Source organism: Qipengyuania sp., from assembly GCF_042095715.1.
Lineage (GTDB): Bacteria > Pseudomonadota > Alphaproteobacteria > Sphingomonadales > Sphingomonadaceae > Qipengyuania.
Map to the genome: position 1 here is coordinate 1 of NZ_JBELMO010000069.1, position 16,426 is coordinate 16,426.

Genomic DNA, 16,426 nt, shown 5'->3' on the forward strand with positions numbered 1-16,426 from the left:
CTGCTCGATCGCGGGGTGATCGTTCATGCGTTCGACCGCGATCCCGATGCGATCGCGGCCGGCCGTTCCTTTGCGGAAACGGGGGAAAACCCGCCGCGCCTGATTCTCCATCCGCGTCGTTTCTCCGAAATGGCCGAGACGCTGCGCGACGCCGGAGTCGCGCAGGTGGACGGGGTTGTTATGGATATCGGTGTCAGCTCGATGCAGCTCGACCAGGCGGACCGGGGCTTCGCCTTCTCGCTGGATGGCCCGCTCGACATGCGGATGAGCCAGAGCGGCCCCAGTGCGGCCGATTTCCTGAACGAGGCGGACGAGGTCGAAATCGCGGACGTGCTGTATCACCTGGGGGAAGAGCGCCAGTCCCGCCGCGTCGCCCGTGCCATCGTGGCGGCGCGCCCGCTGGAGACGACCGGCGATCTGGCGCGCGTGGTGCGCAAGGCGCTGGGGCATCGGCCCGGCGCGCCGAAAGACCCGGCCACCCGCAGCTTCCAGGCGGTCCGCATCCATGTGAATGCCGAACTGGACGAGCTGACCACCGCGCTGGACGGCGCGACCGAGATCCTGCGCGAAGGCGGCCGGCTGGCCGTGGTCAGCTTCCACAGCCTGGAAGACCGCATCGTGAAGCGTTTCTTCCGCGACGCGGCGCAATCGGGCGCCACATCCCGGCACCTGCCCATGCCGGAACAGCGCGAGCCGCTGTTCGCCCAGCTTTCCAAGGCGATCCGGCCCTCGGAGGCGGAGGTGGCTCGCAATCCACGTTCGCGGTCGTCGGTTCTGCGTTCGGCGGTCCGCACCGCCGCGCCGGCGAGGGAGGCAGCATAATGGCATCGCAACCCATCAAGCCGGCTGGACGGCTGCGCCAAGCCAGCTGGGCCGCGGTGCTGACGGTGGCGTTCTCGCTGTTCCTGGCGCTGACCTTCCACGTCAATGCGATCAAGAGTGAGGTCCGCCTGACGGAGCGCAAGATCGTGGCGCTCGAAAGGAGCAAGCTGCTGCTGGAAACCGAATTCCAGTCGCGCGCCAGCCAGCGCCAGCTCGCGGAATGGAATGCGGTGGAATTCGGTTATGTCGCGCCGCGCGCAGACCAGTTCCTGTCCGGCGAGCGGGACCTTGCCATGCTCGGTGCCCCGCGCATGCCCGGCGCGCCCCAGCCGATCAGGGTGGCCCGCGCGGAGCCGGTCGAAACGCCGGCATCGGGTGGTGGCCTCGCGGATTGGGTAGCCCCGATTGCTGCGGCGGCCACGGTAAGCGAGGAACCGCGTGAAGCCGTGGCCAAGGTCACGCGCCGCGCCGCCGCTGCCGGCGTGTCCTCGCTGGCGGAACGTCTGGCTAGCGCAGGCCCCGGTCCGGGCGGGGAGGTCGTGCAGCTCGCCGAGGCGACTCAATGAATGCGCTGACGATGCCCGCCGCCTTCGCCGCGGGCGTTGAGGGTGACGGCCGCATCAGGACGGCGCCGCGCAGCGTCCAACTCGTCACCGTGCGCCAGCGCGCCCTGGCGATTGCAAAGCAGCGGGTGCTGTGGGTGGCCCTGGCCTTCGCCTTCATCGCCGCGCTGGCGCTGCTTCGCATCTCCATCATCGCCGGTTCTGCGCACATCAGTGCCGCCACCCCCTTCGACACCGCGCTGCGTCCCGATCGCGGCGAGATCGTGGATCGCAACGGCGCGCTGCTGGCGCGCGAATTCCCGGCCTATGCCCTGTGGTTCAACCCCGATGCGATGGGTGATGGCAAGGCGCCGCTGATCAAATCTCCACAAGAGGTCGCGCGCGAATTGAAAGCGATCTTCCCGGATCTCGACCAGGCGGCTACCGCCCGCAAGCTGATGGCGGGCAAGGCGACTTACCTGCGCAAGCAGCTTCTGCCCGAAGACGCGAACAAGGTTCTGGCAATCGGCGAACTGGCGCTGGAAGTGCCCGAAAACCAGGAGCGCCATTATCCGCAGGGGCCGCTCGCAGCCCATGTGCTGGGCTATGTCACCGCCGAAGGCGAGGGGCGCATCGGCATGGAGGCGGTCCTCGACAAGCGACTGACGGACGTTACGACCCGCAGCGCGCCCGCCGAGCTCAGCATCGACCTGCGTGTGCAGGGCGCGCTGGAGGACGAGCTGGCGCGCGGCATGCGGTTGGTCGACGCGGTCGGCGCCGCCGGGATCGTGCTGGACGTGGACACGGGCGAGGTGCTGGCGCTGGCATCGCTGCCATCTTTCGATCCCAACCACATCAGCACCGAAAACGTCGCCTACATGTTCAACCGGGTGACCAATCAGGTCTACGAGCTGGGGTCCACCTTCAAGCCGCTGACCGTGGCCGCCGGGATCGATGCGGGCACCATCCGCGACATGGGCCGCCGCTATTCCGCGCGCCCGTTCCCCATCGGCGGGTTCACCATCAAGGATTCCCATCCGCTGGGCGATTCACTGAATACTCCCGAAATGCTGATCCATTCGTCCAACGTGGTCACCGCCCACATGGTGGAGGAGATGGGCGCGGACCGGCTGCGCAAGGTGATGGCCAGCCTGCACATGAACGAGCGCGCCAAGATCGAACTCCCGGCCAAGGGTTTCCCCATCTGGGCGGGCGGCGATTGGCCGCTGCTGCGCGGAATGACGGTGGGATACGGTCACGGTATCGCGGTGACGCCGCTGCATCTGGCCTCCGCCTATGCGGCCATGGTCAACGGCGGCGTGTGGCGCCCCGCCACCATGCACAAGATCGAACCCGGCAAGGCGCCGCGCGGAGAGCGGGTGTTCAAGGCTTCCACCAGCGCGCGGATGCGCCAGCTGCTGCGCGCCATCACGCTGTACGGCACCGGCCGCAATGCCGATGCGCCGGGCTTCCGCGTGGGCGGAAAGACGGGGAGCGCGGAAAAGCCGGGCGCGGGTGGCTATCGCAAGACCTCGCTGGTCTCCACCTTCGCGGCGGCTTTCCCCATGGACCGCCCGCGCTTCGTGGTGATCGCCATGCTTGACGAGCCCAAGGGCACGCTAGCCTCCAGCTATCAGCGCACCGCCGCATGGAACGCGGCGCCGATCATAGGACGTCTGGTGCCGCGCATCGGGCCGATGCTGGGCGTGATGCCCGAGGCGCGCCGCGATATCGACATGAGCGATCTGCGCCCGCTGATCCCCGAAGCGAACAAGGCGGTGGACCAGTGAAGCTGGCGCGCCTGCTGGCCGATGCTGGCCTGTCCGCCGCCGAAGGGAGTGGTGCATCCACCGATGCGGACGTGACCGGCTTCGCTATCGATCACCGCAAGGTGGCGCCGGGTACCGTTTTCGGCGCGTTCCAGGGGGCCGCCGTCAATGGCGAGGATTTCATTGCCGAAGCCGTGCAATCGGGCGCGGTCGCGGTGGTGGCCCGGCCGGAAGCGACGGTCGAGGGCGTGGTTCATGTCGCCGATACCGCGCCGCGCCGCGCTTTCGCCCGGCTGGCCGCACGCTTCTTCATGCCCGTGCCCGCGCACGTCGTCGCCGTGACCGGCACCAACGGCAAGACATCCACCGTGGAGATGACGCGGCAGATCTGGCGCATGGCGGGCGAACGCGCGGCCAGTATCGGCACCTTGGGCGTGACCACGCCCGAAGATACCGTGACCACCGGGCTGACCACGCCCGACATCGTGACCTTCCTGGGCAATCTTGCTGGCCTTGCGCGCGAGGGGGTGACGCATCTCGCCTTCGAGGCGAGCAGCCACGGGCTCGACCAGTATCGCAACGAAGGCGTGCGGCCCGAAGCGGTGGCCTTCACCAATTTCAGCCGCGACCACCTCGATTATCATGCCGACATGGACGCCTATTTCGCGGCCAAGATGCGCCTGTTCGACGAGGTGGCTGCCGATGGCGCCACCGCGGTGATCTGGGTGGACGCGCAGGCAGACGAGTGGACGCGCCGGGCGATCGAGCACGCCACGCGCCGGGGCCTCAAGGTGATGACCGTGGGCGAGGGCGGAGAGGCGATCCGGCTGGTTTCGCGCGAGCCCACGCAGCTTGGCCAGACGCTTGCGATCGAGGCGGGCGGGGAGCGCAAATCGATCGCGCTGCCGCTGATCGGCGCCTATCAGGCGGCCAATGCCCTCGTTTCGGCGGGTCTGGCGCTGACGACAGGGATCGACCGCGCGGCGGTGTGGGATGCGCTGGCGCGGCTACAACCGGTGCGCGGGCGGCTGGAACGCGCCTGCATCACGCCGTCTGGCGCGCCCGTCTATGTCGATTACGCGCATACGCCCGATGCGATCGAAGCGGCGATCACCGCGCTCAAGCCGCATGTCGGCGGGCGGCTGATCACCGTGCTGGGCGCGGGCGGAGACAGGGATCATGGCAAGCGCGCGCCCATGGGCGCAGCGGCTGCGGCGGGATCGGATGTCGTCATCGTGACCGACGACAATCCACGCGGCGAGGATCCGGCAGAAATCCGCGCGGCGGTTCTCGCCGGAGTGGGGACGGGCGGGCGCGAAATCGGCGGTCGCAGGGACGCCATCTGCAATGCCATCCAAGAGGCGGGGAGAGACGATATCGTATTGATCGCGGGCAAGGGCCACGAACAGGGGCAGATTATCGGCCGGGGAACCGGCGCCCGCGTTCTTCCCTTCGACGATGTGACCGTGGCGCGCGAATGCGCCGCCGGAAAGGACGCCGCATGAGTTCCGCGATCCTCGCCCATCCGGCGCTTCGCCGCTGGCCGATCTTTCCCGAAGACCGCCTCGGCACCGCGCTGTGGACCTCCGCCCAGATCGCGGAAGCGACCGGCGGAACCGCCAGCGGCGAATTCCAGTGCGCAGGCGTGGAAATGGATTCGCGCGATGTGCGTAGCGGCGATTTGTTCGTGGCGCTGCGGGGGGAAGCGATGGACGGCCACCGCTTCGTCGACGCTGCCTTCGCCGCCGGGGCCGCCGCCGCGCTGGTCGATCGCCCGGTCGATTTTCCCCATGTCCTGGTCGCCGATACGACCGAGGCCTTGAAGGCGCTGGCACTGGCCGCCCGCGCGCGGACCACGGCGCGGATCGTGGGCGTGACCGGATCGGTCGGCAAGACGGGCGTCAAGGAAGCGCTGTTCGCCGCGCTCGAACGCTCCAGCCGCGGCGCCGCGCACCGCTCCACCCGCAGCTACAACAACCATGTCGGCGTCCCGCTCAGCCTCGCGCGCATGCCCGCCCGCTCCAAACACGCGGTGTTTGAGATGGGGATGAACCACGCGGGCGAGATCGACGTGCTAACCCGCCAGGTGCGCCCGCATGTCGCCGTCATCACCACCATCGCGCCCGCGCATATCGAAATGCTGGGCAGCGAGGAGGCGATCGCCGACGCCAAGGCGGAAATCTTCGCCGGGCTGGAGCCGGGGGGCACCGCCGTGATCCCTGCTGACAGCCCCCACTTCCGCCGATTGGAAGCCGCCGCGCTTGAGGCTGGCGCCAAGGTGGTGTCCTTCGGGGCCGAACGCCATGCAACCATGCGGTTGCTCGATGCCATTCCCAGCGCCAACGGCGGCAGCCTGGTCACCTGCGAGCATCCCGGGGGGCGGCTGTGCTTCACCGTGGCCGAGCCGGGCCAGCACTGGATCGCCAACGCGCTTTGCGTCATGGCGGCGGTGTGGGCCGCGGGCGGAGACCTGGCAAGCGCCGGGCTGTCGCTGGCGGAGATGGGCGGGCTGAAAGGCCGCGGCGCGCGCCACCGCGTTACCGCGCCGGGCGGCCATGCGCTGCTGATCGACGAAAGCTACAACGCCAATCCCGCCAGCATGCGCGCCACGCTGGCGCAGCTGGGCGCCACGCCCGCCAGCCGGCGGATCGCGGTGCTGGGCGCGATGAGGGAACTCGGCGATTTCGGCCCAGCCTTTCACGCGATGCTGGCCGAGCCAATCGCGGCAGCCCAGATCGACCATGTGGTCCTGGTGGGCGATGAGATGCGTCCGCTGATGCGCGAACTGGGGAAACCGGGCAGCGGCGCGCTTGGTTTCAGCGGCAGCTTCACCCATTGCGAGAATGCTGCTGGGGCGATTTCCGCGCTCGAGGAATTCGGCGTGATCGCGGGCGATGCGATCCTGGTGAAGGGTTCGAATTCGGTGGGTCTCGGCAGGCTTGTGGACCACTACGCACGCCGGGAGCGGTAATGCTCTATTTGTTGGCCGAATGGCTCGATTACGCCGGGCCGCTGAACCTCATCCGTTATCAGACGGCACGCGCCGGCGCGGCGCTGCTGTTCGCGCTCGTCGTCGGGCTGGTGATCGGCCCGCGCTTCATCATCATGCTGCGCGTGCGGCAGGGCAAGGGTCAGCCGATCCGGGAGGATGGCCCGCAGACGCATTTCGCCAAGCGCGGCACCCCCACCATGGGCGGGCTGATGATCCTGATCTCGCTGGCGCTCTCGCTGCTGATGTTCATGGACCTCAAGAACCCCTTTGTCTGGGCCTGCGTGGCAGTGACGGCAGGGTTCGGCCTGATCGGCTTCATGGACGATTACGACAAGGTGACGAAGAAAAGTCACAAGGGCGTTTCGGGCAAGGTCCGTCTACTGTTCGAATTCGCGGTTGCCGGGATCGCCAGCTATATCATCGTCAGCCAGATCAGCACGGTGCTCTATGTGCCGTTCCTCAACAATGTCGGCATCCCGCTGGGGCCGTTCTACTTCGTCTTCGCCGCTTTCGTGATCGTGGGGGCAGGCAATGCGGTCAATCTGACTGACGGGCTGGACGGGCTGGCCACCATGCCGGTGGTGATCGCGGCGGGCACTTTTGCGCTGATCGCCTACCTGACCGGTCGCGTGGACTTTTCGACCTATCTCGGCATTCCGCATGTGCCGGGCGCGGGCGAACTGGCCATCTTCTGCGCCGCTATCATGGGCGCGTGTCTCGCCTTCCTGTGGTTCAACGCGCCGCCAGCGGCGGTATTCATGGGCGACACCGGATCGCTGGCGCTGGGCGGCGCGCTTGGTGCTATCGCGGTGGCGACGCATCACGAGGTGGTGCTGGCGGTGGTCGGCGGGCTGTTCGTGTTCGAGGCGCTGAGCGTCATCATCCAGGTGTTCTGGTTCAAGCGCACGGGCAAGCGCGTGTTCCGCATGGCCCCGATCCATCACCATTTCGAACAGCTTGGCTGGTCCGAGAGCAAGGTCGTGATCCGTTTCTGGATCGTGGCCATCGTGCTCGCATTGCTGGGGCTGGCGACGCTCAAGCTCAGATGATCACCTCACCCGCCTGGAAGGACAAGAAATACGCCGTTCTCGGATTGGCGCGATCCGGCCGGGCCACGGTCGAGGCGCTGCTGGCGAGCGGGGCGGAAGTGCTGGCCTGGGACGACCGGGCCGAGGCGCGTGAGCCCTTTGCGGGCCGCGGCGGCGTGGTGCTGGCCGATCCGCTGGAGGCGGATCTTACGGGCTTTGCGGGCATGGTCGTAAGCCCCGGGGTTCCGCTCAACACCCACCCAATCAAACCGCATGCCGACAGCTTCGGCGTGCCGGTCATCGGCGATATTGAGCTTTTCGCGCAGGCGAGGGCGGACCTGCCGCCGCACAAGGTCGTCGGCATCACCGGCACCAACGGCAAATCGACCACCACTGCGCTGACCCACCATATCCTAAAGGCCGCGGGAGTGCCCACGACGATGGGCGGCAACATCGGTCTGCCGATCTTGGAGCAGGAGCCGTTGACGCCGAATGACAATGGGGTCGGGGTCTATGTGCTTGAGCTGTCGAGCTACCAGATCGATCTGACCTACTCGCTCGATTGCGATGTGGCGGTCCTGCTGAACATCACGCCGGATCATCTGGACAGGTATGCGAACTTCGAGGCGTATGCCGCGAGCAAGTCGCGCTTGCTCGCGATGCAGTCCCGCGGTCACAATTCCATTGCCCGTTTCACCGACGCGCGGCTGCTCGGCCAATTTGCGCAAGGATCGGTGGCGAGTATTCTTGAAGACGTTCTCCCGCACAGGGGCATCGATGCGAGTGAGCAATCGGATTGGCCATCGCTGCAGGGGCCGCATAATCTCGAAAATGCCGCCGCAGCGATCGAAGTCTGCGACATCCTGAATCTCTCCGGAGATCAGATCCGCGCAGGCCTCCGCACCTACACCGGACTCTCGCACCGCATGGAGCGGGTCGCAGCAATCTCCGACGTTGCCTACGTCAACGACAGCAAGGGCACCAACACCGCCGCCTCCGCGCCTGCGCTGGCGGCGTTCGACAACATCCACTGGATCGTCGGCGGGATGGCCAAGGAGCCGGGGCTGGGCGAGTGCGAGGCAGAGCTGGGGCATGTGAAGGCGGCCTATACTATCGGCAAGGCGGGGCCGGACTTCGCCGATCTGCTCGAAGGGAAAGTATCGACCACCCGCTTGACCACCCTCGAAGAGGCGGTGACCGCCGCCGCGAAGGCTGCGGAACCGGGCGATACCGTATTGCTTAGCCCGGCCTGTGCCAGCTTCGACCAGTTTCGCGATTTCGAGCATCGCGGCGAAGTCTTTCGCCAGGCCGTGATGGCGCTCAAGGAAGGGGAAGAAGCATGAACGCCGCATCGTCACCCTCGGCCGAGCGCCCCTATATCCCGCGCGCCGGCAAGCGCGCCTATATTCCCAAGCGCAAGCTGGGGCGCTGGGCGGAACTGCGCATCTGGTGGCTGGAGGTGGACCGCGTCCTGCTGGTTCTGATTCTCTCGCTGATGGCCTTCGGCGCGGTGGCCGTCGCCGCCGCCAGCCCGGCCAGCGCCAGCCGCCTCTCCACCGCCAACGAAACGCTTCCGCCGCTCTATTTCTTTACTCGCCACATCGCGTGGCAGGTCGCGGGCCTTGCGGTGATGCTGGGCATGTCCATGCTGAGCCGCGAGAACGCGCGGCGCTTCGGCGTGGTGCTGGCGGCGCTGATGCTGGGCGCGCTCTTCCTGGTCCCGATAATCGGGCATGAGGTTAACGGGGCCAAGCGCTGGCTGAACCTTGGCATGCGGTTTCAGCCATCTGAATTCTTGAAGCCCGCCTGCGCCATCACGATGGCCTGGATCCTGAGCTGGCGGATGCGCGATCCGCAGATCCCGGTGATCGCGCTTAGCGGCATCCTGCTGGGCGTGATCGCGCTGCTGCTGATGTTGCAGCCCAATCTGGGCGATGCGATCCTGTTCGCCGGGCTGTGGTTCGTGCTGATCCTGCTGGCAGGCGCGCCGATCCAGCGGCTGGGCATAGCCGCGGGCGGCGCCATCGTCCTGCTGACCGCGACCTATTTCCTCTATGATAACGCGCGCCACCGTATCGATGCCTTTCTGGGCGGCGGCACGGCTTACGATCAGGTCGATATCGCCAGCCGCACCTTGAGTGCCGGCGGCTGGCTGGGGGCGGGATATGGCCTCGGCATCCGCAAGATGACGCTGCCCGAAGCGCATACGGACTATATTTTCTCCGTGATCGGGGAAGAATTCGGCCTGCTCGTTTGCGGTATCGTGGTGCTGGGCTATCTTGCAGTGGTGGCCCGTGTGCTGATGAAACTGATCGACGAGGACGACCTGTTCGCGCTGCTGGCCGGCGCGGGGCTGACCGCGCTGCTCGGCGGGCAGGCGTTCATCAACATCCTGGTGAACCTGCAACTGTTCCCGTCGAAGGGCATGACCCTGCCGCTGATCAGCTATGGCGGATCGTCCACCATCGCGATCTGCCTGACCGTGGGCCTGCTGCTGGCCGTGACCCGCCGCAACCCGCATCTCAAGCGTGAGACGCGCGGGCTGGCCGATTTCATCGGCTGGTCGGAAAAGCGCGCCAACGGGGAAGTCCTCCTCAAGCGCGAGATCGTGCCATGACGCGCGCCGGCGCCCGTGCGACCCGCCATTTCGTTCTCGCCGCCGGTGGGACCGGCGGGCACTTGCTTCCCGCGTTCGCTCTGGCGGCGGAACTGGATCGGCGGGGGCACCATGTGGCGCTGATCACCGATGCGCGGGGCGAGGCCATTCCCGGCAAGCCCGATTTCCTGTCCGCGCATGTCATCCCCGCGGGCCGCTTCGGCAAGAACCCGCTCGGCTGGTTTAAGGGGCTTCGCGCCGTGCTTGCCGGGCGCGCCATGTCCAAGCGCCTGTTCAAGAGCTTCTCGCCGACCGCCGTGGTCGGCTTCGGCGGCTATCCTTCGCTGCCCGCGCTGCTCGGCGCGACCAGCCTCAACATTCCCACCGTGATCCACGAACAGAACGCGGTACTGGGGCGGGTGAACCGCCTGCTGGCGGGCCGGGTGCGCGCGATCGCCACCGCTTATGAAGAGGTAGACCGGCTGGGTCTGGCGCATCAGGTGAAAACCTATTGCGTTGGCAATCCCGTCCGCGCCGAGGTACTGGCTCTGCGCGAGGACGATTATCCCGCGCTGCCCGAGGATGGGCTGCTGCGCGTGCTGGTGACCGGCGGAAGCCAGGGCGCGCGCGTGCTGTCCGAAGTGGTGCCCGATGGGCTCGCCATGCTGCCCACAGCCTTGCGGCTGCGCCTTCAGGTCACCCAACAGTGCCGGCCCGAGGATCTGGAGGCGGTCCGCGCCCGCTATGCCAGCCACGATATCCCCGCCGAACTTGCCACCTATTTCGAGGATATGGCGAGCCGGCTGGCCGATGCGCATCTGTTCATCGGGCGCGCGGGCGCATCCACCATCGCGGAGCTCACCACCGTGGGCCGCCCGGCAATCCTGGTTCCGCTACCCATCGCCACCGACGATCACCAGGCCGCCAACACCCGCGAAATGGTGCAGGCGGGCGGGGCGCGCATGATCCGGCAGGACCGCTTCACCGCCAAGGAACTGGCCAAGCAGATCATGGCGCTGGCTGACGATCCGAAGGGTCTGGCGAACGCCGCCCACGCCGCCTGGAACTGCGGCCGGCCCGATGCGGCAGAAGAACTGGCCGATCTGATCGAAAGCTTCGGCGGCGATGAGCTGATGGACGTGATCCGCGTGGGCGCGAACAACGCACGCGGCGCCAGCCAGGGCGTGGTCGCCGGGCAGGGCGCGGTATGAGGGAGACGGGATTTCCTCTTGATCCTGCCCGTTTTTGCGGAGCGGAAATGGGGGCCGCGAGCTCTAAGAGTCTCGTGCTGCGCCGGTTCGCCCCGTTTGACGAATACGCGAGGAATTTTGAATGAAGGGCGTCGGCACCGATATCGGGACGATCCATTTCGTGGGCATCGGCGGGATCGGCATGTCCGGCATCGCGGAAGTGATGCACAATCTGGGCTATAGCGTGCAGGGGTCAGACCTTGCCGCCAGCGCCAGCGTGGAGCGGCTCCGTGCGCGCGACATTCCCGTGGCAATCGGCCATGCCGCGGAAAACGTGGCCGGCGCGGCGGTGGTGGTGACTTCGACCGCGGTGAAGCGCAGCAATCCCGAAGTCGCCTATGCGCTGGAAAACCGCATCCCCGTGGTGCGACGCGCGGAGATGCTGGCCGAACTCATGCGGCTGAAATCCACCGTCGCGGTGGCGGGCACGCACGGGAAGACCACGACCACCAGCATGATCGCCGCCCTGCTGGATGCGGGCGCCATCGATCCGACGGTCATCAATGGCGGGATCATCGAGCAATACGGTTCCAACGCGCGGCTGGGCGACAGCGACTGGATGGTCGTGGAGGCCGACGAGAGCGACGGTAGCTTCCTGCGCCTGGACGGCACCATCGCGGTCGTCACCAACATCGATCCCGAACACCTCGACCATTACGGCGATTTCGCGGGGGTGCGGCGCGCCTTCGTGGAGTTCATCCACAACGTGCCGTTTTATGGCGCTGCGATCCTGTGCGTGGACCATCCCGAGGTGCAGGCGGTGATCGGCCAGGTCCGCGACCGGCGCGTGGTGACATACGGCTTCTCGCTTCAGGCGGATATCTGCGGCGTAAACGTGCGCCCGCAGGACGGCGGCAATCTGTTCGACGTGATCGTGCGCCAGCGCGGCCAGGAAGATCGCCGGATTGAAGGCGTGCATCTGCCCATGCCGGGGCGCCACAACGTCCAGAACGCACTCGCCGCCATCGCCGTTTCGATCGAAATGGGCTGCGGCGACGAGGTGATACGCACCGGCTTCGGCAGCTTCGGCGGGGTGCGCCGGCGCTTCACCCGCGTAGGCGAGGTGGAGGTCGATGGCGGCAAGGCGGTGGTGATCGACGATTACGGCCATCACCCGGTGGAAATCCGCGCCGTGCTGGCCGCCGCGCGCGAAAGCGCCGGAAAGGGCCGCGTACTCGCGGTGGTGCAGCCACATCGCTACACCCGCCTGCGCGATCTGATGGACGATTTCCAGACCGCCTTCAACGAGGCGGACGAGGTATTCGTTGCCCCCGTCTATGCCGCCGGTGAGGAGCCGATCGAGGGCGTGGACAGTGCGGCTCTGGTCGCCGGGCTCAAGTCGCGCGGCCATCGCGCCGCCGAAACGGTGGAAGACGAAAGACACCTCGCCACGATCCTTTCGGGCGAGGTGCAGCCGGGAGATTACATCGTGTGCCTGGGCGCGGGCGATATCACCAAATGGGCCGCCGGTCTGGCCGAGGGTATCGCGGCGGAGCGGCAGGCCGCGTGATGCAGTTTCCCCAGCCCACCTGGTCCAGTGAAGACGACGGTATGGCGCCCGATTGCGAGGTCGATGGCGCGATCGACGGGCGCGTGCCGGTGGATGGCATTCGCGGCGCGCTGACGCAGGATGCCCCGCTGGCCAAGCTGGTGTGGTTCAAGGCGGGCGGAGATGCCGACTGGCTGTTCGAGCCGGCCGACATGGACGATCTCAAGCATTTCCTCGAAGGGCTGGGCGGCAAGTTGCCCGTCATGGCGCTGGGCCTGGGCAGCAACATGATCGTGCGCGACGGCGGCGTTCCCGGCGTGGTGATCCGCCTGGGCAAACCCTTCGCCGAGATCGAGGTCCGTGATGGCAACGTGCTGGCCTGCGGGGCCGGCGCGCATGGCATACTGGTCGCCAGCGCGGCGCGCGATGCGGGGATCGCGGGGCTGGAATTCCTGCGCGGTATCCCCGGCACGGTGGGCGGCTTCGTGCGGATGAACGGCGGGGCATATGGGCGCGAAGTGGCCGATGTGCTGATCGATTGCGACGTGGTGCTGCCCGATGGCAGCTGCCACTGCCTGCCTGCGCGCGACCTCAAATACAGCTATCGCCATTCCGAACTGCCCGAACAGGCGGTGGTCGTGGCCGCCCGCTTTCAGGGGACGCCCGGCGACCCCGAAGTCATCGGCGCAGAGATGGACCGCATCGCTGCCGAGCGCGAGGCCAGCCAGCCGCTGCGCACCAAGACGGGCGGATCGACCTTCAAGAACCCGGAAGGGCAAAAAGCTTGGCAACTGGTCGACAAGGCCGGCTGCCGTGGCCTGACCCTCGGCGGCGCGCAAGTGAGCGAAAAGCACACCAATTTCCTGATCAACACCGGCAATGCCACCAGTGCCCACATCGAAGGGCTGGGCGAACTGGTGCGCGAAAAGGTCTATGGCCACAGCGGCGTGGCGCTCGAATGGGAAATCCAGCGGGTGGGCAGGCCATGACCCTCAGCCGCAAGCTCCACGTCGCCGTCCTCATGGGGGGGTGGGCTAACGAGCGTCCCGTTTCGCTCATGTCGGGCGAAGAAGTCGCCAAGGCGCTGGAAGAGCGCGGGCACAAGGTGACCCGGATCGACATGGACCGGCAGGTGGCGGCGCGGATTGCCGAGGCTGCACCCGATGTCGTGTTCAACGCATTGCATGGCGTGCCGGGTGAGGATGGCACCGTGCAGGGCCTGATGGATCTGATGGGCGTGCCCTACACCCATTCGGGCCTCGCCACATCGGTCATCGCCATCGACAAGCAACTGACCAAGCAGGCGCTGGTGCCGCATGGCATTCCCATGCCCGGCGGACGCATCGTCAAGAGCGCCGATCTCCACGCGCGCGATCCGATGGCGCGACCCTATGTGCTGAAGCCCGTCAACGAAGGCAGCAGCGTGGGTGTCGCCATCGTCACCGACAGCGGGAATTATGGCAATCCCATCGCGAAGGATGCCAAGGGGCCGTGGCAGGAGTTCGAGGAACTGCTGGCCGAGCCTTACATCAAGGGCCGCGAAATGACCGCAGCCGTCGTCGATTTCGAGGATGGCCCGCGTGCGCTTGCGGTGACGGAGCTGAAGCCCAAGAGCGGCTTTTACGATTTCGACGCCAAATATACCGACGGTATGACCGAGCATGTCTGCCCAGCCGATATCCCCGATGACATCAAGGAGCTGTGCCTCGACTATGCTTTGCGTGCCCACAAGTTGCTGGGCTGCCGAGGCACCAGCCGCACCGATTTCCGGTGGGACGAGGAGCAGGGGGAGGACGGGCTCTTCATCCTGGAAACCAACACCCAGCCGGGCATGACTCCGCTCAGCCTGGTGCCGGAGCAGGCGAAATATGCCGGGATGGAGTATGGCGAGCTGGTGGAAACCATCATCGCCGCCGCGCTGCGCCATTTCAGTGTGACGGGAGGGAAGGGCGGCCATGGCTAAGGTCCGCCGCGATACGCCCGGCGTGCGGCGCTCCGCCGCCGCGCGCAGCCGCGCCAACCGCACGCGGGCGGCGAAGCAGCGCACCAGTTCGCTGATGGGCGGCGCGCTGGCGCTGCTGCCCTTCACCGAGGCGCAGCTGCACAAGCTGTTCCTGTGGCTGATTTTCGCCCTGCTGGCCGCCGCCGCCTGGGGCCTGGCCAGCGTCACCGGCGCGACCGATGCACTAGCTGCCAGCTATGCGCGCAGCGCGGCCGACGCGGGCTTCGCGGTCAATCGGGTTCAGGTGACCGGTACCGAGCGGATGAACGAGCTTTCGGTCTACGAGCGCGCGCTGGCCCAGAGGGACCAGCCGATGCCGACGGTGGATCTGGAGGCGCTGCGCACGGAGCTGCTGGCGCTGCCCTGGGTACAAGACGCGCGGGTGTCTCGCCAGCTGCCCGATACTCTGCGGATCGATATCGTGGAGCGGCAGGAGCACGCCGTGCTCGCCAAGCCGGATGGGCTGGTGCTGATAGACGCAAACGGCCACGAACTCGAACCGATCTCGCGCCAACGTGCCGACGGCAAGCTGATCATCTCCGGCGCGGGGGCGAGCACGCGGGTGAACGGGCTCGATCGCCTGCTCGACGCCGCGCCTGCGCTGAAGCCCAAGGTCGCCTCCGCCGAGTGGGTGGGCAACCGTCGCTGGAACCTGACCTTTTCCTCCGGCCAGATGCTCGCCCTGCCCGAGGGCGAGGAGGCGGCCCCCGCGCTGGTGAAGTTCGCCCGGATCGATGGCGCCAATCGCCTGCTCGGCGGAAGGGTCGCGGTGGTGGACATGCGCATTCCGGGCCAGGCCGCCTTCCGTTGCAAGGACGGGCCGTGCAGCAAAACCGCTTTGGAGCGGATGGCCGCCAACGGCGGGGTCGCAAACTGATGGCCGCCCCCCCTCCCCGCGTCACCCGCGCTTATGCCGCGGTGAACATCGGATCGTTCCGCGTGTCATGCATGATCCTGGGCCAGGACGAGACGGGCGCTCTGCAGGTGCTGGGATCGAGCCACCGCAAGTCGGAAGGGATCAAGCGCGGCTACGTCACCGATATGGCGGCGGCGAGCCACGCGATCCGTCAGGCGGTGGAAAAGGCGGAAACTGTGGCCCGCACCACCATCTCCAGCGTCACCATCGGCTGCGCGGGCGCAGGTCTCGCCAGCAAGGTGTCCAGCGTGGAGATCGCGATCGGCGGGCGCCGGATCGAGGAAGACGATATCGACCATCTCCTCGCCGCGGCGCGTGAAATGATGCAGCCTGATGGCCGCATGGTGCTGCACGCCCAGCCCGCGCATTACACGCTGGACGGCGCGCACGGGGTCGCCAATCCCAAGGGGCTGCATGCCGAAACGCTGGGCGTGGATATCCATGTGGTGCTGGCCGAAGGCGCGCCGGTCCGCAATTTGATCGAAGCGGTGCAGAACGCCCACCTCGATGTGGACGCGGTCGTCGCCAGCCCGCTGGCCAGCGCCTACGCCTGCCTTTCTCCCGAAGAGCGCGACCTTGGCGTGGGTCTGGTGGAAATAGGCGCGCAGGTGACCAATGTTTCGGTCCACGCGGGCGGGATGCTGCTGGGTCTCAAGTCCATCCCGGTGGGCTCCAACGACATCACCGATGCCATCGCGTCCAGCTTCGGTATAAGGCGCAGCCAGGCCCAGCGCCTGAAATGCGTGTCCGGCTCCGCCATCGCCACGCCCAGCGATCACCGCGAAATGGTGCCGGTCAACGGACCCGGCGACGAGGGCACCGGTCCGCGGGCGCGTGGTGCCGACGATCAGAACCGCGTCGCTCGCGCCGAACTGGTGGGCGTGGTCACCGAACGGCTAGGCTATCTCGCCAGTGAAGTGGGCAAAGCGCTGAAGAGCCTGGGCTTTTCGGGCGCGAATGCGGGCCAGGTGGTCCTGACCGGCGGCGGCGCGGAACTTCACGGCATCGCCGACTTCATGC

At 67.1% G+C, this 16,426-nt stretch carries 14 protein-coding genes; all 14 read left to right on the forward strand.

Annotated features, from left to right (window positions below; genetic code table 11):
• Positions 1–822: 16S rRNA (cytosine(1402)-N(4))-methyltransferase RsmH (rsmH, locus tag ACFDTG_RS13600; RefSeq protein ID WP_375291558.1), on the forward strand; the 822-nt coding region annotated here is incomplete at its 5' end.
• Positions 822–1,388, forward strand: a complete 567-nt coding sequence (locus tag ACFDTG_RS13605) for a hypothetical protein (protein ID WP_375291559.1) — start codon at positions 822–824, stop codon at positions 1,386–1,388. The genes rsmH and ACFDTG_RS13605, both read left to right, overlap by 1 nt.
• Positions 1,385–3,154 carry a peptidoglycan D,D-transpeptidase FtsI family protein gene (locus ACFDTG_RS13610; RefSeq protein WP_375291560.1) on the forward strand — a complete coding sequence of 590 codons (1,770 nt, stop codon included), beginning with the start codon at positions 1,385–1,387 and terminating at the stop codon, positions 3,152–3,154. Before ACFDTG_RS13605 ends, ACFDTG_RS13610 begins: the two co-directional genes overlap by 4 nt.
• The gene (locus tag ACFDTG_RS13615; protein WP_375291561.1) at positions 3,151–4,638 is read left to right on the forward strand and encodes a UDP-N-acetylmuramoyl-L-alanyl-D-glutamate--2,6-diaminopimelate ligase; all 1,488 of its coding nucleotides are present in this window, start codon (positions 3,151–3,153) and stop codon (positions 4,636–4,638) included. The genes ACFDTG_RS13610 and ACFDTG_RS13615 overlap by 4 nt, the downstream gene beginning before the upstream one ends.
• Positions 4,635–6,104 carry a UDP-N-acetylmuramoyl-tripeptide--D-alanyl-D-alanine ligase gene (murF, locus tag ACFDTG_RS13620; RefSeq protein WP_375291562.1) on the forward strand — a complete coding sequence of 490 codons (1,470 nt, stop codon included), beginning with the start codon at positions 4,635–4,637 and terminating at the stop codon, positions 6,102–6,104. Before ACFDTG_RS13615 ends, murF begins: the two co-directional genes overlap by 4 nt.
• Positions 6,104–7,174 carry a phospho-N-acetylmuramoyl-pentapeptide-transferase gene (mraY, locus tag ACFDTG_RS13625; protein WP_375291563.1) on the forward strand — a complete coding sequence of 357 codons (1,071 nt, stop codon included), beginning with the start codon at positions 6,104–6,106 and terminating at the stop codon, positions 7,172–7,174. Before murF ends, mraY begins: the two co-directional genes overlap by 1 nt.
• The gene (gene murD, locus ACFDTG_RS13630; protein WP_375291564.1) at positions 7,171–8,496 is read left to right on the forward strand and encodes a UDP-N-acetylmuramoyl-L-alanine--D-glutamate ligase; all 1,326 of its coding nucleotides are present in this window, start codon (positions 7,171–7,173) and stop codon (positions 8,494–8,496) included. Before mraY ends, murD begins: the two co-directional genes overlap by 4 nt.
• Complete coding sequence (locus ACFDTG_RS13635) at positions 8,493–9,770, forward strand: FtsW/RodA/SpoVE family cell cycle protein (protein WP_375291565.1); 1,278 nt, start codon at positions 8,493–8,495, stop codon at positions 9,768–9,770. The genes murD and ACFDTG_RS13635 overlap by 4 nt, the downstream gene beginning before the upstream one ends.
• On the forward strand, positions 9,767–10,960 hold the full coding sequence (gene murG, locus ACFDTG_RS13640) for an undecaprenyldiphospho-muramoylpentapeptide beta-N-acetylglucosaminyltransferase (RefSeq protein WP_375291566.1): 1,194 nt from the start codon (positions 9,767–9,769) through the stop codon (positions 10,958–10,960). Before ACFDTG_RS13635 ends, murG begins: the two co-directional genes overlap by 4 nt.
• A gap of 121 nt (positions 10,961–11,081) precedes the next feature.
• Positions 11,082–12,509 carry a UDP-N-acetylmuramate--L-alanine ligase gene (gene murC, locus ACFDTG_RS13645; protein ID WP_375291567.1) on the forward strand — a complete coding sequence of 476 codons (1,428 nt, stop codon included), beginning with the start codon at positions 11,082–11,084 and terminating at the stop codon, positions 12,507–12,509.
• Between the two features lie 41 nt (positions 12,510–12,550).
• Entirely contained in the window at positions 12,551–13,477 is a 927-nt protein-coding gene (gene murB / locus ACFDTG_RS13650) for a UDP-N-acetylmuramate dehydrogenase (RefSeq protein WP_375291571.1), read from the forward strand.
• A complete protein-coding gene (locus ACFDTG_RS13655) occupies positions 13,474–14,451 on the forward strand; it encodes a D-alanine--D-alanine ligase (RefSeq protein ID WP_375291568.1) in 978 nt (325 codons plus the stop codon). The genes murB and ACFDTG_RS13655 overlap by 4 nt, the downstream gene beginning before the upstream one ends.
• Positions 14,444–15,367 carry a cell division protein FtsQ/DivIB gene (locus ACFDTG_RS13660; RefSeq protein WP_375291569.1) on the forward strand — a complete coding sequence of 308 codons (924 nt, stop codon included), beginning with the start codon at positions 14,444–14,446 and terminating at the stop codon, positions 15,365–15,367. Before ACFDTG_RS13655 ends, ACFDTG_RS13660 begins: the two co-directional genes overlap by 8 nt.
• Positions 15,367–16,426: cell division protein FtsA (gene ftsA / locus ACFDTG_RS13665; RefSeq protein WP_375291570.1), on the forward strand; the 1,060-nt coding region annotated here is incomplete at its 3' end. The genes ACFDTG_RS13660 and ftsA, both read left to right, overlap by 1 nt.

What these genes read in the sequence shown, in the direction of transcription:
- ACFDTG_RS13605 (WP_375291559.1), top strand. Translation starts at nt 822, where the DNA reads ATGGCATCGCAACCCATCAAGCCGGCTGGACGGCTGCGCCAAGCCAGC.
- ACFDTG_RS13610 (WP_375291560.1), top strand. Translation starts at nt 1,385, where the DNA reads ATGAATGCGCTGACGATGCCCGCCGCCTTCGCCGCGGGCGTTGAGGGT.
- murF (WP_375291562.1), top strand. Translation starts at nt 4,635, where the DNA reads ATGAGTTCCGCGATCCTCGCCCATCCGGCGCTTCGCCGCTGGCCGATC.
- mraY (WP_375291563.1), top strand. Translation starts at nt 6,104, where the DNA reads ATGCTCTATTTGTTGGCCGAATGGCTCGATTACGCCGGGCCGCTGAAC.
- murD (WP_375291564.1), top strand. Translation starts at nt 7,171, where the DNA reads ATGATCACCTCACCCGCCTGGAAGGACAAGAAATACGCCGTTCTCGGA.
- ACFDTG_RS13635 (WP_375291565.1), top strand. Translation starts at nt 8,493, where the DNA reads ATGAACGCCGCATCGTCACCCTCGGCCGAGCGCCCCTATATCCCGCGC.
- murG (WP_375291566.1), top strand. Translation starts at nt 9,767, where the DNA reads ATGACGCGCGCCGGCGCCCGTGCGACCCGCCATTTCGTTCTCGCCGCC.
- murC (WP_375291567.1), top strand. Translation starts at nt 11,082, where the DNA reads ATGAAGGGCGTCGGCACCGATATCGGGACGATCCATTTCGTGGGCATC.
- murB (WP_375291571.1), top strand. Translation starts at nt 12,551, where the DNA reads ATGGCGCCCGATTGCGAGGTCGATGGCGCGATCGACGGGCGCGTGCCG.
- ACFDTG_RS13655 (WP_375291568.1), top strand. Translation starts at nt 13,474, where the DNA reads ATGACCCTCAGCCGCAAGCTCCACGTCGCCGTCCTCATGGGGGGGTGG.
- ACFDTG_RS13660 (WP_375291569.1), top strand. Translation starts at nt 14,444, where the DNA reads ATGGCTAAGGTCCGCCGCGATACGCCCGGCGTGCGGCGCTCCGCCGCC.